Source organism: Leptospira semungkisensis (genome assembly GCF_004770055.1).
GTDB lineage: Bacteria > Spirochaetota > Leptospiria > Leptospirales > Leptospiraceae > Leptospira_B > Leptospira_B semungkisensis.
The window spans coordinates 416397-429694 of record NZ_RQEP01000005.1; the positions used below are offsets into that span (position 1 = coordinate 416397).

15 protein-coding genes and 1 rRNA gene are annotated in these 13298 nt (G+C 41.8%); 7 read left to right on the forward strand and 9 right to left on the reverse strand.

Going from position 1 to position 13298, the window contains the following annotated elements:
• Positions 1 to 37 precede the first annotated feature (37 nt).
• A 5S ribosomal RNA gene (gene rrf, locus EHO59_RS02025) occupies positions 38 to 154 on the reverse strand.
• Positions 155 to 279: 125 nt separating this feature from the next.
• Between rrf and EHO59_RS02030 the strand changes: the two genes are divergently transcribed.
• A complete protein-coding gene (locus tag EHO59_RS02030; protein WP_135584255.1) occupies positions 280 to 666 on the forward strand; it encodes a c-type cytochrome in 387 nt (128 codons plus the stop codon).
• Here EHO59_RS02030 and EHO59_RS02035 read toward each other — a convergent pair.
• Genes EHO59_RS02035 through EHO59_RS02045 form a run of 3 tightly spaced genes read right to left on the reverse strand, consistent with a single transcriptional unit; the run spans position 663 to position 2195 of the window.
• Positions 663 to 1307 carry a biosynthetic peptidoglycan transglycosylase gene (locus tag EHO59_RS02035; protein ID WP_135584257.1) on the reverse strand — a complete coding sequence of 215 codons (645 nt, stop codon included), beginning with the start codon at positions 1305 to 1307 and terminating at the stop codon, positions 663 to 665. The two genes, EHO59_RS02030 and EHO59_RS02035, sit on opposite strands and share 4 nt — an antisense overlap.
• Before the next feature lies 1 nt (position 1308).
• On the reverse strand, positions 1309 to 1971 hold the full coding sequence (locus EHO59_RS02040; protein ID WP_135584259.1) for a RibD family protein: 663 nt from the start codon (positions 1969 to 1971) through the stop codon (positions 1309 to 1311).
• The gene (locus EHO59_RS02045) at positions 1968 to 2195 is read right to left on the reverse strand and encodes a (2Fe-2S)-binding protein (RefSeq protein ID WP_135584261.1); all 228 of its coding nucleotides are present in this window, start codon (positions 2193 to 2195) and stop codon (positions 1968 to 1970) included. The genes EHO59_RS02040 and EHO59_RS02045 overlap by 4 nt, the downstream gene beginning before the upstream one ends.
• A 188-nt stretch (positions 2196 to 2383) precedes the next feature.
• On the opposite strand from EHO59_RS02045, the gene EHO59_RS02050 reads away from it, so the two are divergent.
• Both EHO59_RS02050 and EHO59_RS02055 read left to right on the forward strand, forming a co-directional pair.
• On the forward strand, positions 2384 to 3736 hold the full coding sequence (locus EHO59_RS02050; RefSeq protein ID WP_135584263.1) for an MFS transporter: 1353 nt from the start codon (positions 2384 to 2386) through the stop codon (positions 3734 to 3736).
• Positions 3737 to 3820: 84 nt separating this feature from the next.
• Positions 3821 to 4042: a hypothetical protein gene (locus EHO59_RS02055; protein ID WP_135586420.1), complete on the forward strand. Its 222-nt coding sequence runs from the start codon at positions 3821 to 3823 to the stop codon at positions 4040 to 4042.
• Positions 4043 to 4053: 11 nt separating this feature from the next.
• On the opposite strand, the gene EHO59_RS02060 is transcribed toward EHO59_RS02055, so the two are convergent.
• Both EHO59_RS02060 and EHO59_RS02065 read right to left on the reverse strand, forming a co-directional pair.
• Positions 4054 to 4614 carry a hypothetical protein gene (locus tag EHO59_RS02060; RefSeq protein WP_135584265.1) on the reverse strand — a complete coding sequence of 187 codons (561 nt, stop codon included), beginning with the start codon at positions 4612 to 4614 and terminating at the stop codon, positions 4054 to 4056.
• Between the two features lie 420 nt (positions 4615 to 5034).
• Positions 5035 to 5829, reverse strand: a complete 795-nt coding sequence (locus EHO59_RS02065; protein ID WP_135584267.1) for an LIC13212 family protein — start codon at positions 5827 to 5829, stop codon at positions 5035 to 5037.
• Positions 5830 to 6006: 177 nt separating this feature from the next.
• On the opposite strand from EHO59_RS02065, the gene EHO59_RS02070 reads away from it, so the two are divergent.
• The 4 genes from EHO59_RS02070 (at position 6007) to EHO59_RS02085 (ending at position 8995) form a co-directional block, all read left to right on the forward strand.
• Complete coding sequence (locus tag EHO59_RS02070) at positions 6007 to 7107, forward strand: hypothetical protein (RefSeq protein WP_246052603.1); 1101 nt, start codon at positions 6007 to 6009, stop codon at positions 7105 to 7107.
• A 90-nt stretch (positions 7108 to 7197) separates the two neighbouring features.
• The gene (locus tag EHO59_RS02075; RefSeq protein WP_135584272.1) at positions 7198 to 7776 is read left to right on the forward strand and encodes a cytochrome C oxidase subunit IV family protein; all 579 of its coding nucleotides are present in this window, start codon (positions 7198 to 7200) and stop codon (positions 7774 to 7776) included.
• Positions 7777 to 7919: 143 nt separating this feature from the next.
• A complete protein-coding gene (locus tag EHO59_RS02080) occupies positions 7920 to 8318 on the forward strand; it encodes a DUF3052 family protein (RefSeq protein WP_135584274.1) in 399 nt (132 codons plus the stop codon).
• A 35-nt stretch (positions 8319 to 8353) separates the two neighbouring features.
• On the forward strand, positions 8354 to 8995 hold the full coding sequence (locus tag EHO59_RS02085; RefSeq protein WP_246052605.1) for an LIC_13215 family putative lipoprotein: 642 nt from the start codon (positions 8354 to 8356) through the stop codon (positions 8993 to 8995).
• 3 nt (positions 8996 to 8998) lie between these two features.
• On the opposite strand, the gene EHO59_RS02090 is transcribed toward EHO59_RS02085, so the two are convergent.
• The 3 genes from EHO59_RS02090 to pheT all read right to left on the reverse strand — a co-directional run bounded on the left by EHO59_RS02090 (position 8999) and on the right by pheT (position 13269).
• Positions 8999 to 10150, reverse strand: a complete 1152-nt coding sequence (locus tag EHO59_RS02090; protein WP_135584276.1) for a bacteriohemerythrin — start codon at positions 10148 to 10150, stop codon at positions 8999 to 9001.
• Positions 10151 to 10302: 152 nt separating this feature from the next.
• Positions 10303 to 10860: a gamma carbonic anhydrase family protein gene (locus EHO59_RS02095; protein ID WP_135584278.1), complete on the reverse strand. Its 558-nt coding sequence runs from the start codon at positions 10858 to 10860 to the stop codon at positions 10303 to 10305.
• 3 nt (positions 10861 to 10863) lie between these two features.
• Positions 10864 to 13269, reverse strand: a complete 2406-nt coding sequence (gene pheT, locus EHO59_RS02100; protein WP_135584280.1) for a phenylalanine--tRNA ligase subunit beta — start codon at positions 13267 to 13269, stop codon at positions 10864 to 10866.
• Positions 13270 to 13298 lie beyond the last annotated feature (29 nt).

Here is a 13298-nt window from a genome sequence, read left to right on the forward strand (position 1 = left end):
GGCCGGAAGAATTCCGGCCTTTGATGATTGCTTAGAAACCCGGCAACGTCCTACTCTCCCACACAGCGAACCATGCAGTACCATCAGCGATGAGAGGCTTAACTTCCGTGTTCGGGATGGGAACGGGTGTGACCCTCTCTCTATAATCACCGAGAATCTACAGCCAGTATTTCCGGCTGAGCTCGCCTGTCCAACCATTTTTAACGATAAGATCCGAATTTTAAAAAACCGGGACAAAAAAGTTTTCCCGATCCGAAACCGAGGGCAGATTCTCGGAGAATGAAATCATTCTCTATCGTTCTGATCTTAGTTTTCTCTTTTCTCAATCTAACCTGCGGAAGCGGGCAAACTAAGAAAGAAGAAGTTCCTAAACCGATTCTTCCGAGTCCGGAAATGAAAACCTTTGCCGACTCCTATTGGAGCCAAAAATGTTCCGCCTGTCATGGGACGAACGGTATCCCCGATCCGAATCTAAACCCAGCTCCTCGAAAATTCGGGACATTCGGAATGAAGATGGGCTTCTTCTTTGGGGGGAATAAGATGAGAGCCGGAATTTTTAGGACCATCCGCGATGGAAAGAACCAAGCCATGCCTTCTTTTTCGAAAGAACTTACTGAGGATCAAATCTGGGCTTTGGTAGATAAGATAGAAAGACTACCGAATTAATATTGGCCTGCTAAGGACCGGACCTCGTTTCTTGAATACGCGTCCGGTTTTTTTAAAATCTGAACGAGCGCCTTGAATTCTCTCAATTCCAAATTTCCGGGAGGCTTTCCGAAATAATAGTTCGAGGATTTAAAGATTCCATTCAAGCCTCTTCCCCAGTATACAAGATTTACGTAATATTCCAAAACCCCTTTCTTGCCCAACTCTTCGTCCAAACTTTGAGCAATTCTGATCTCTTTTAACTTTCGGGTCAAGGTCTTGTCTCTGGAAAGGAATAAGGTTCTCGCCAATTGCTGGTCTATCGTGCTTGCTCCTCTTAACTTCCGGAACAATAGAACTGTCTGTCCAATCGCGGATTGTATATCTGCTAAAGAATACCCTCTATGTCTATAGAATCTAGAATCCTCCACTTCTACCAAGTATTCTAAGCTACCTGCAGGAAGTTCGTCCAATCGAACCCAATCTCTTTCGAGAGGGACAGATTCTAAATTTTCGGGTAAATAAACGAGTTTGTTCTCTTGGAATAAGATCCGTTTTTCAGGAAAGGTTTGGTAATACACCAGAAGAAGAAAACAGAGCACCAAAACACTTCGAATTCCAGCGGAGATCCATTTATGAAAATAATGATCTGTTTCTTTCATTTCACAGAGAGTTTTCTTTTCGATCGTACACTAAGAAAATTTCCTGCCCGAGAGATTCACAAGATGCAAGACTCCAGTTCTCTCGATCGAAATCGGAATACTCGAAGACACCTCCGGTAATCGAAGGCAGATCCGATTTTCCTATCATGAAAGGAACAATTGTCAGATAAAGACGATTCACCAGATCTTTTCGAAAGAAGGAATCGTTCAATCTCGGTCCTCCTTCCAATAATACTTTTTTATAACCCCGAGAAGCAAGCTCGCTTAAGACCTCGTCAGGCTCCAGATCTTCTCCATGTAAAGGAACGATCTCCGCGAGTTCGGAAAGATTTGCTCGCACTTCCTCTTCGTTTTTGGTTAGGCAGAATAAAAGAGGTGGAACTTTAGAAAATTGGAATACTTTTCTATCTTCTGGAAGAGTTCCACTTCGGACAAGAAGAACAGGTCTCGGTTCTTTCTCTGCTTCGACATATCGAAGATGAGTCACCGGGTCGTCATTCAAAAGGCTGTTCTTGCCCAAGATCAATGCATCCGCTTCGGCGCGGATCTCGTCCATTCTTCGCTTATCATTTCTGGAAGAAAGCCCATACCATTTTCCGTCCGGACGACAGACTTTTCCGTCCAGGGTCATTGCCATATTTACGAATAAAAAAGGGAATTTCATTGGGCCTTGGAAGCCAATGTATCAGAAAGCAATTTGGTGACCCTACTTCTACAAGTGCCGCAGCCGGTGCAACAGTATGTGTCCCTCATTAATTTTCCCAAAGTGTCGTTACCTCTTCTGATAGAAGAAACGATATCTTCTTCCGACACTTGGTTACAAACGCAAACCTTTCTAGGTCGCATTAGCGCATTGAGGTCTATCTGACTGAAGTCTGAGGAGTTCATTAGCCTTCTATTTATTGGACGCTGATTCGAAAGTCTTCCCTCAAGCTAATGATAGGAAGGCACGGATCAAGAGAATTTTTTTCCTATTTTAGCATCGGTTTATATTACGATCTACGTGTATATTTCTCGTTGACAATCGAACTTTCAACCTCATCCTCTTCGGAAATTCCACTAAGGAAAGCCTCAGAATGCAAGTAACCAAACGCGCTCCGTTACGGGAAATCTTCGGATGGTGCATGTTCGATTTCGCCAACTCTAGTTACACTACCGTAATTATAACCGTTATCTATTGCAGAATTTTCGCCGAGGTTATCGTTCCTACTTCTTCCAATCCTGCAAATCCGTATGAAGACGGTAATTTTCTCTTTGGTCTCGCATTATGTATTTCTTATTTATTCGTGGTATTGACCGGTCCCCTATTCGGGGCAATCTCCGATTTCTCCGCTAAAAAGAAAACCTTCCTCTTCTGGAGCTATATCAGCTGCATTATCAGCACTGCCTCTCTTTGGCTGATCGCCACTCCGGGAGCCTGGGAGCTTGGCTTTGTATTAATTATCATATCCAACTTCTTCTTTGCCTCTGGAGAGAATTTTGCCTCTTCCTTTTTGCCTCATTTAGGACCGAAAGAAGAATTAGGCAAGATCTCCGGTTACGCATGGGGAATCGGATATATGGGTGGCCTTCTCTCTGTATTCATCGTGCAGACTTTAGTGGTTCCCGCAATGGACGCAACACATTACGATTCCTTAAGATACGTGGGTCCGCTTACTGCAGTCTTCTTCTTATTGGGAGGAATTCCTACATTCCTGCTTTTGAAGGAATACCAACCGACTTCCCAAAGACCGGAAGGAAAAGGCTATCTATCCATCGGTTTCAAACAGTTAATCTCCACTCTTAAATCTGTAGGATATTTTAAAGATCTAGTCATTTATTTGATCTCTTTATTCTTCTCGATGGCGGCACTCGCAATCGTTATCGCATTCGCATTTTTGTATGGGAACCAAGAGATTAAGATCACTCCGGATCAGGAAAAGGCATTGTTCATCCTTCTCCAGTTCTTTGCGATGATAGGTGCGATCTTTTTCGGTTTCGTTCAGGATAAGATAGGCGCTAAGAAAACGTTTAATATTACTCTAATATTCTGGATCTTTTGTTTGATCGGGATCTATTTCGTTAGAGAGATCGCAGCCTTCGCTAATAGCTTGGGAGTGGATATCTCTGTTCAATGGGTCTTCGTAATCTTAGGAACCTTGGCCGGCTCGGGAGTCGGTTCGACTCAGTCCGCAAGTCGGGCAATCGTAGGAATATTCGCTCCGGAATCTAAGTCAGGTGAATTCTTCGGACTTTGGGGTCTTTCCGGAAAATTGGCTGCTGCAATCGGAGTGTTCGCGATCGGAATATTGCAAAAGATCTTTGTCTTGAGAAATGCCTTCTTAGTAGTTGCAGTCTTCTTCTTTATTTCACTTTTAATTAATATTTTCGTGAACGAAAAGAGAGGGATCGAAAAAGCAAGAGAGTGGGAGAAAAGCAACGGGCACTAAGTCCAACGCTATTATGTAGCCTCTGTATAGAGGCTTTTGCTTGAAAATTCCAAATAAGATTCTATAATTAGGTTTGTGGCCGGTATAGAATTTCAGACAGAGGATGAGTTCGAATCCCATCAGAGTCAGCGCAAACTTGCGTTAGCTACTATGGACGAATTGACTCAGACCAAATTGGATCTTTTGGACGCCGGCAAAGAAGTTCCTAAATTCCTAAACTATGCCATTTCCTATTTGAACCGTAAATATCTTACGGAAGAGAAAGTGATCAGCGATTTAATCGTGCGAAGAGACTCTTCGAACTGATGTAATTTTGCCTATTTCTTCTTGGCTTTTGCTTTTTTCTTTGGAGCAGGCTTCTTTTTAGCTACTGCCTTTTTCTTAGGAGCCGTCTTTTTCTTGGCGGTTTTCTTTTTAGCGGAAGTAGCTCTTTGTCTACCTTCTTCGCTTAAAGTTAGGCTCGGATCCCTTTCCAAATTCTTGATCAAGGATGCATGTCTGAATCGGAGTGCGGACCAATCATCATCGATAGAGATCAATCGAACCCCTTCGAAATTGATCTTTCCTAAAGGATCCCAACCTGCATCCCGATGAATGGACACATTGTATTTTCTTGAAGTCTTTTTAGGGTAGGCTAACCACAAGAGTCCGTCCTCTATCAAAGAGGTTGGGACCATGGAGGCGATATTTCGGATCTCCACTTCGGTTTGAACAAAGGCCAAAATCAGCCTGTATCTCTTTCCGGATCTCAAGGCTCGGTCCACAGGCGCTCCTAAACTGGAAAGAGCGGGTTCGAACTCGTAGGGAGAAGATAAGACGCATACGTCTCCTTCGCCAGGTTTGAACTGTAGTTTACCGAAAACGGAATGAAGAGCCATCGGTAAATAGAATCCTTTTAGTAAAGAAAAGGCAAGCGAGAAAAAGAACGCCTAGATGCAGTTCATTCTTTTCGGAAGAATAAAACGAAAAAACTTATTCCCTCTTCTAGTTAAGCCGAACCAAGTTAGGCGCGAATGCCCTCTTTATACATTCTGTATAAGGATATCATGGAAAACGGATATTGCTGAGGCCTACGCAAAGACGTGAATTTCTAATGCAGAAGGACTATTATACTTTTCTTAAGAGCATTTAGTAATAACGGTTGTTATGCTTTTATAGAAGGTTTGAGTTAATTTGCCACAGATTTTCCTTTTTCTCTCTTTGATAAATATCAAAGTAGAAGGAAGCGCAACGCCAGATCCGTGGGCATAAAAAAAGCGGACCGAAGTCCGCTTCTTCACATAGGATCAGAGTAATTTTTATTGGAACTCAAGCATCTTAGAGATCAATCTCTTTTGATTTAATTCCAAATCTCTCAGTTTATGGCGAACGTTCTTATCCACTCTACGTAAATATTTCTTATATGTTACAATAATCTGTTTTTGTTTATTATAAGGAAGTGGATTAGTTTCGTCATGCAGCTTGGTCTCTACGCTAGGAGGGATCGGTTGAACGGGAGTGTCAGGCCAAATAATATCGGTATCATAGCTGGAATAATATTCCAATTTGATTTCCTTATTATTGTTCGGAGTTCTCTTTCCTTCTGCGCCCATTTGCGGCCCTTTTGGATCCGCATTGGTTACTCTTCTCATTTCTCGAACGAAGATCTCTCCGTTGGAGTTCGTACGCTTGAATTGCATAATGATCTTATCTAGTTTCTCCGGATTGCTTCCAGGATAGATAAAGATACGTGCATTATATAAATATGTTTTAGGGAAATCCCAGAAGGACTCACCCGCTCCCATGTCCAGCTCGAGATAAGGTTTATTATCTCGATCCGTTTTCAGGAATTGAGGAAGTTCCTGAGGCTCGTCTCCGATATAACGCAGAGCCTTTTTGGTAGTATCCATTTGCAGGATCTTATTGATCTTATGGATATTCTCCGAAATCGAGGCATGAAGGTTATCGATCTCAATGTCCGAAAACCCAGCCTTACGGATCGCTTCGATCTGACGTTCGATCTCTCTTTCTTCCATGGTGAGAATTTTAGGTGCCGCATCGATTTGAATAAAGACGAGCAAAAGAGATATCAGAGCAAAGATAAGGGTTTTCATGAGACTGCCTTCATTCTTAAATATCGAAAAGACTATACCCTATTCTTGATCCTAGAAAGGATTTTTTCCAAGGTTCTTAGTTGAATTATGCCTCGAATTTTTCGCCCAAACGCCTCCTTTGAAGAGGAAATCCGATCCGGGAAATTATTTCCTAAGCATTTAGAAAAACGAAGTTCTATGATCGAGGCAGCTCTACTGGTGTTGGCTGGCCTGCAACAAAACGAAAAGATCATCCTAACCTATTCTTTTCCTAACCAGGAATGGATTTCTTTCTGGAGAGAAAAAGAGATCTCGATCCAAAGGCCCCTTCTGATTCCCGAAATGAAGAATCTGCAAATCTTAAATTCAGAAGAAGTAATTTTGGAGGAATGGGGAAGCATTTCTCGCTGGAATCGAGACGGAAGTTTAGAGATCGATCAGAAGCAATATGATCTAGCAAGAAGACTTTCCTCCAAGTTAAATCAATCCGATTGGAGCTCAAAGTTTGAGCCTGAGTTCTTCTCTCTTTCTATTCGCGATACGGCCGATTGGGATCGATTCAAAAAAAGTAAAATGCAAAACATGGATCCGAATATTCACTTTGTTCTGAAGCCAGAGTGGAGTTTTGCTGGTGGACATAAGATCTCTTCTTCTTCTCAAATCGATGATGTAGCGGAATTTCTTCTGACTCGAAAGAAGGAAGCATTCGTTCTAGAGACTTGGGCACAGAGGACTAAGGACTTTAGTTTGCTATTTCATGCAGAAGCGGGAAGATTTTATACAGATGCAGGAACCATTCTTCTTTCGGATCCAAATGGAAAATACTCAGGCACTTGGATCGGTTCTCATGCTGAAATAGAAGATTATCTTTCTCGAATGGATGAACTTCTTTGGAAACTGCAGGATTTTGCTTCTGAATATGAAGGTTATGGTTCTATCGATTCCTTCTTCTTTCAAAATGAGAAAGAGATGACCCTTAGAAAAGTGTCTGAGGTGAATTTTAGATGGACTATGGGTCGATTGCTTTTCGAACTTCGAAAATCTTCTCCGAAAAAAGAAATGTCGGACCTTTTGCTTTTCCTTCCTCAAGTAAAGCGCTCGGATCCATATAATGAATTACGGAATTGGGAGAAGGATACTGGTTGGGAAATTCTTCCGCTCTCTCCATTTCATCTCGCGTCCGGGCTTTTCTGTCCTAAAAATCTGCTTTGGTTGAGACTCCCCGAAAACTCCGGTCCAAGTCCTTGGGAAATGGCAAAAATGGCCTCGGATCAGGGCCTCGCCCGTTTATGCGCCTGAAATGTACTTGTGATTCTTTACCTGCCTCCGAGACTGGTTCCAATCCCTTCGGGGAACTTTGCCTTAGATCTTAGGCTGCCAGGAAAAGAGATGGAACTGTTTCTCAACTACGCGCTGTATATTATTGTAAGTATCGGATTCCTTATTCCCTTCACAGGATTTGTTATCGGAGCCGGAGCGATCGTAAATGCTACCGTTGCCGGAGCGATTGTGAACTTCTTAGCTCAAATCGTAGAAGAGGATAAACTCAAGTCCTTCCTCGAAAAAAACAAAAGCTCCCGCTTGGGACAAGCTTTGCAGAAAGCTGTAGATACCGGTAAGACCAAACTGCAACCTGCTCCTGCAAAACACGAAGAGCATGGACATGGCGGACATCACCTGATTTCCGTTCAAACCTACTCTCTGGTTTTTGCGGCTTTGATCATTGGAACTGTGATCACTGTTTTAGTCGCTCAAGTTGACTTTGGCGCAATGAACACTGTGATCGCGATGCTGGTAGCTACCATCAAGGCTTCCTTAGTATTAGCCTTCTTCATGCACTTAAAATACGATAACGTAATGAACCGAGTGATCTTCGGATCCGGGTTTCTGTTCTTGCTCCTTCTGTTCGGATTCTCCGTTGCGGATATCTTTACAAGAGCAAAAATCTTAGTAAGCTTCCCTTACTAATACTTAATCCATCTTATAGAAATGGAAAGAGAACCGGCAGAAATGCCGGTTTTTTTGTAGCCTCAGATCCCTTTACTCCTTTACCCTTGCTCCGTCGATCGATTCGACACGGATCATTCTTCAAAGACTAGAAGGAGCAATGAATGGCAGGATATTCCGGAACACCCTTGGTAAAGAAACTCGGATTCAAGGAAGGTCAAACTGCGATTTTGCTCCAAGAACCGAAAGAGTTTCGGGTACTACTAGGAGATCTTCCTGAAAATATCGTCTTTAAGAAGAAGCTAACGGGAAATTTCGATTATATCCATTTCTTCTGTAAGTCCAGATCGGAACTTGCAGATTCTTTTCCCAAGTTCCCGGATCATTTGGCGGAAAAGGGAATGGTTTGGATCTCCTGGCCAAAGATGTCTTCCGGTGTCAAAACAGATCTGAAAGAAGATATGATCAGAGAGATCGGTTTAAAGACAGGACTCGTGGATGTGAAAGTTTGCGCGATCGATGAAACTTGGTCCGGTCTTCTTTTTAGAAGAAGAGTGAAGTAAATCCGCAATAAAGATCGAACGGCTAAAGATTGATTATGAAATCCTTAAATACTTTATTTCAACCGCTTTCGGTTATCCTATTCGCATCCTTCTTTGTTGGAATAAGTTGTCTTGATAAGGTGCCGGAGATCAGTAAGACCATCGAAATCCCCGAATTAGGACTTACATTAAACTACGAAGGATGGATTTACGAAGAATACGATCCGAATTCCGACGCTAAGAATTCAGGCTCATCTAAGAATAAGAAATCCAACAAGAACGATCAGCCGGTAAAAGTGATGTTCTATCTATTCGACTCGGATAAGGAAAAGGAGTCTGAAATCCGCACGAATATCAATTTTATCTCGGAGACAATCCCGGCCAAATACTCTAAGGCAACTATAGAAGACTATGTTGCGTCTATAGGAGCATTGTATTCTAATATGTACAAAGGATACGAAGTTCTTTCCGTTCCTCAAAAATGCAATCTAAGTAAATTCAAATGCATGTTTGTGGAAGCTAAGTTCAAACTTTCGAATGCAGAACCAAGCAAAGAAGTCCATACCTTTCAATGGATCTTTTTAAAGGAAGGTTCCGTTTATATTTTTACGGGAACCGTTCCTGAAACGGAAGCAAGCACCAAAGGAAAGAAGATCACGAATACGATCAAAACTCTTTCGGAATCCAAGCCTAAGTAATCGTTAGTGCTGTTGCCTCGAAAGATGTTTCGAATCGCTGATATCCTCATAATCCACCAGAAGCTTATAGATCATGACTGCTTCTTTCCAAATATGGATCTTTTCTTCCTTATTTAACCTTCGAACATAATCATTCACTTCGGGCAATCTGGATCGGAAGAAATAGAAAAGTTTTTTATCTTCGACTGCAATATGACTGATCAGCCATTCCTTCAGATCTTGTAAAAGTTTAGCAATCGCCTCCAGGTCACCGCTTTCGGTGCGATCCGTAAGATCAGCGATAAGAATATTAAAACGCTCATGCTGCTTGATATGATTCTTTTCACCTAGATAGTTGAAACGATTCATGATCGCCTCTTCCGTATTGAAATGCTCTCTAATGTATTCTATCAAAGATTGGATTAGATCCCTTAGCTCATCACTCAATTCACTAGAATCTATTTCTTGCTTTAGTCTTTGTTTGTACACTTTTTCCGTTCTTACGATCAAATGAAGCAACCAAAGATGCTGGATATCCACGATCGCTATTCCGGTTTTCAATTTATACCTGTACCAAAGTTCTGAGATCGCTTTTAGATTCTGCTCTCCTATATCTATAAATTCTTTAGAGATATTCTGTTTCTTAGAAAGTATTACCTTCTCATACAAACTCTGGATCTCTTCATAATAATGGGAATGTCTCAGATCATCTTCGATCCAATCGTAATTGTGATAATTCTTTTCGACCTTTAACCATTCAAGATAGCCCTTATCTTCATTCAATATATGAACGAATAACCACTTCTTCAGATTTTTCATAAGATCAAAAGCAGCGCGTTCAAAGTTCTCTTCGAAGTTTTCGTTCATTCTTCTCTTTAGAGCGGAAATGAATCGAATATGCTGCAATCTGTGATGACCCAACTTGGGAAAGCCGGCCTTCTCCAAGAGCTTTTCTTCGAGAGAAAAATGCTCTAAGGTATAATCCAGAGTTTTGTTTAAGGACTCAGTAAATTCTTCTCTTAATTTGGCTCCGGTCTCGTTTCCGAATTTTTCTTCGAGATCTACCAAGATGCCTATCAACCAAAGATGTTGTTTATCTATCGGTGGAATTCCCAAAGACAAATCAAAGGTCTTCCATATTCCTCGAATCTTCTCGATGGTGCGTTCTTGAAACAAACAGATCCTCCCGACAAATGCAAGTTAATCTAACTCACGAGATTTTGGAGAGCCTACGGAAAGCGTATCTGAAATTGATTTAGAAAAGATTGATATATGTCAGACGGGAATTCGTGCTGAATCTATTAGTTAGCTGAACTATAGTATTTGGATTAGATGCCCAATCGAGCGATGATTGCTTTCGCCTCTTGAACGAATGCTTGTTCTTCTTCTTTTGTGAATGGTCTAAATATGTTTTCTTGAAAGCGCTTTGCAAGCTGTATGTATTCCAAACATCCAGCCACACTCATTTCAGGTTTTGCCTTTTTATCATAGATTACGATGTCCCCATTTTTAGGGATCACCATCGCTCTAGGTGGGATCTTCTTTCCACCTCGGATCATACAACCTGCAAGTATCATTGCACCGTCGCCTATCTCTGCTTCGTCAAGGATCACTGCACCTATCCCGATCAGACAGCCCTTGCCGATCTTACAACCGTGAAGCATTGCATTATGACCGACTAACGTGTAATCGTCTATTCGTAAGCTTCCCGTAGAATCGGTATGCAAAGTAGTATTATCTTGGATGTTTACACCTTCTCCAAGTTTGATCTCATTCAGATCCGCTCTTGCAACCGCGCCTGGCCAGAGAGACGAATAAGGTCCCATTTCTAGCATTCCCATAGCAGTCGCAGCCGGGTGAATAAAGGCGGTTTCGTGGATCTTCATCTTTTATCTTAAAGGATATCCAGCAGAATTTGCCACTTGGATCAATCGATCCGTGATCTCCTTGATCCTTTCCTGAGTGAGGTTCTTGTCCTGGCTCAATAATCTAAAACGATAAGAAACCGACTTTTTGTTTTCCGCCAAATTCCCGCCGGTAAATACCACAGTGACTCTAACATCCTGCAGTTCTGGGAAATTTTCTTTTTTTGCAAGATCTGAGAATACGGAAGAAGATTCGTTACTATCCATCACAAGAGAAAGGTCTATCTCAGTTTGCGGAAAGTTAGAAGGCGCAGCAAAATAATTCTTATTTCTATCCTCGCTCCAAATCGAAAGAAGAGAAGAAAAATCAAATTTTCCTAATATAACTCTCTTCTTCAGTTCGGCGGTGTCCAAAACGGCAGGATGGGCATATCCGAGCTCAGCCACTTTGCTTCCCGAAACATACAAGGTCACGGAAGCCTTAGGATGGAAGTAAGATCTCTCTTCTGACTTCCATTCGAAGTTTCTCAAATTCAAATGGCGAAGAACTTTTTCCAGATCGGAACGAACTTCTAGAAAATCGGCTTCCAAGATATTCAGATCTTTTTCGTTCGTTTTACGTCCTGCAGAAACCGCCCAAGCAAACCATTTGGATTCATTTGAAGGCTCGGCCGCTTTTTTATAAGTCCTACCGAATTCGAAGATCTTTAACTTCTCGAAGCGATCCGAATTAGTTCGAACATTCTTCAAAAGAGAAGGATACAAAGAAGTTCTAAGATAAGCCTGTTCCTCAGGCATCGCGTTTAATATCTTTATAGAATCCTTGGATTCGATTTCGAAAGAATTATCTTTTGCAGAAGCATAAGAATAATTAAAGACCTCGTTGTATCCCAGATTTTGAGAGAAGGTTCTTTTAAGTAATCTTTCCAACTCTCTGGAGAAATTTCTAGTAGGAGGTCTTACATCTGAGGAAAGAGGACGAACAGGAATAGAAGCATAACCGAGACTACGACCGATTTCTTCGACTATATCTTCTGGTATCGTAATATCATAATTGTGTCTGTATTTCGGAACAAGAACGGTAACCTTATCTCCTTTCCATTCGGTAGAAAAGGAAAGTTGCTTTAAGATCCGATCCGATGTTGCCTGATCGATTTCCGTTCCAAGCTTCTTATTTAAGAAGTCTAGACTTACCTCGATAGAAACTTTTTTATCAGCAGTATGAATATAACCGGAAGGAAGACTAGCCTTCACATTCGGACAACCGTTTTCTTTCAACAATGCCAAGGATCTTTTGATTACAGGAAGAGTGGTCGTTGCTTCCAAGCCCTTCTCATAACGAACGGAAGATTCGGAACGGATTCCAGTCTTACGAATAGATTTTCTTACGAACTCTCTCGGAAAAACGGCAGATTCTAATATCAAAGTTTTTGTAGAATCTCCCACTGCGCTTTCCGCTCCGCCCATCACTCCCGCGATTGCAACACCTTTGCCCGCATTTCGAATGATCAAAATTTCAGGATCTAACTCAGGAGAAGTTTCATCCAGAAGAAGGAAAGACTCTCCCTTCTTCGCATAATCTACCTCTAACTCGATCTTGCCTAATGACTTTAATTTTTCCGTATCAAAGAAATGAGTCGGTTGCCCTACTTCTAAAAGTAGATAATTAGAAACATCGACCACATTATTGATCACTCTCACTCCGCATTTCTTCAGACGAGAACGGATCTTTGAGTTGGAAGGAAGGATCTGAATTCCCTCAATCCAAGTAGAATGATAAGAATGTGCAAATTCGGTTTCCTTTACAAGAGGAGAAGAAAGTTCCTTACTGAATTCCCAAGTGGATTCTAACGGATTGAATTTTATCTTCAGATTCAATTGAGCAGCGAGCTCTCTTGCAAAGCCGAAATGGCTCCAAAGGTCAGGACGATGAGTAATGGATTTATTATCTATATCTAATATGATATCTCTGAATCCTAAATATTCTCTTAGGATCATACCAGGCTTTGCTTCCTGATCCTGAACGATCATGACGCCTGCGTCTTCTTCAGAAAGGCCGAGTTCTTTTTCGGAACATAGCATTCCTGAGCTTTTCACTCCTCTGAGTTCCGATTCCAGGATCTTCTTTCCTGAGAGCTCGGCGCCTGGAATTGCAAGAGGCACCAGGTCTCCCACTGTTAGATTAGGGGCACCGGATACGATCTGGATCTTATTCTTTCCGTCGGTAACCTGAGCGACTTGTAGTTTATCTGCCTGGGGATGTTTTTCTAAGGACTCGATCTTTACGAGGACTACCTTTTCAAGATGAGAGAAATAGTCCTCTACCCCATCTACCTCACAAATCGAGGCAGCAATCTTTTGCAATATGTCCTCTAAGGCAAGCTCCTTGAGAGGGGCAAAGTCATTCATCCAATCCAAAGATAATTTCACGAGTCGAATCTCCCTAAGCCGAGAATTTC

Coding starts and splice junctions, on each gene's coding strand:
- EHO59_RS02040 (WP_135584259.1), bottom strand. CDS start 1,971: ATGAAATTCCCTTTTTTATTCGTAAATATGGCAATGACCCTGGACGGA.
- EHO59_RS02035 (WP_135584257.1), bottom strand. CDS start 1,307: ATGAAAGAAACAGATCATTATTTTCATAAATGGATCTCCGCTGGAATT.
- EHO59_RS02085 (WP_246052605.1), top strand. CDS start 8,354: ATGAAATCCTTAAATACTTTATTTCAACCGCTTTCGGTTATCCTATTC.
- EHO59_RS02075 (WP_135584272.1), top strand. CDS start 7,198: ATGGAACTGTTTCTCAACTACGCGCTGTATATTATTGTAAGTATCGGA.
- EHO59_RS02045 (WP_135584261.1), bottom strand. CDS start 2,195: ATGAACTCCTCAGACTTCAGTCAGATAGACCTCAATGCGCTAATGCGA.
- EHO59_RS02050 (WP_135584263.1), top strand. CDS start 2,384: ATGCAAGTAACCAAACGCGCTCCGTTACGGGAAATCTTCGGATGGTGC.
- EHO59_RS02030 (WP_135584255.1), top strand. CDS start 280: ATGAAATCATTCTCTATCGTTCTGATCTTAGTTTTCTCTTTTCTCAAT.
- EHO59_RS02095 (WP_135584278.1), bottom strand. CDS start 10,860: ATGAAGATCCACGAAACCGCCTTTATTCACCCGGCTGCGACTGCTATG.
- EHO59_RS02060 (WP_135584265.1), bottom strand. CDS start 4,614: ATGGCTCTTCATTCCGTTTTCGGTAAACTACAGTTCAAACCTGGCGAA.
- EHO59_RS02070 (WP_246052603.1), top strand. CDS start 6,007: ATGATCGAGGCAGCTCTACTGGTGTTGGCTGGCCTGCAACAAAACGAA.
- EHO59_RS02080 (WP_135584274.1), top strand. CDS start 7,920: ATGGCAGGATATTCCGGAACACCCTTGGTAAAGAAACTCGGATTCAAG.
- EHO59_RS02065 (WP_135584267.1), bottom strand. CDS start 5,829: ATGAAAACCCTTATCTTTGCTCTGATATCTCTTTTGCTCGTCTTTATT.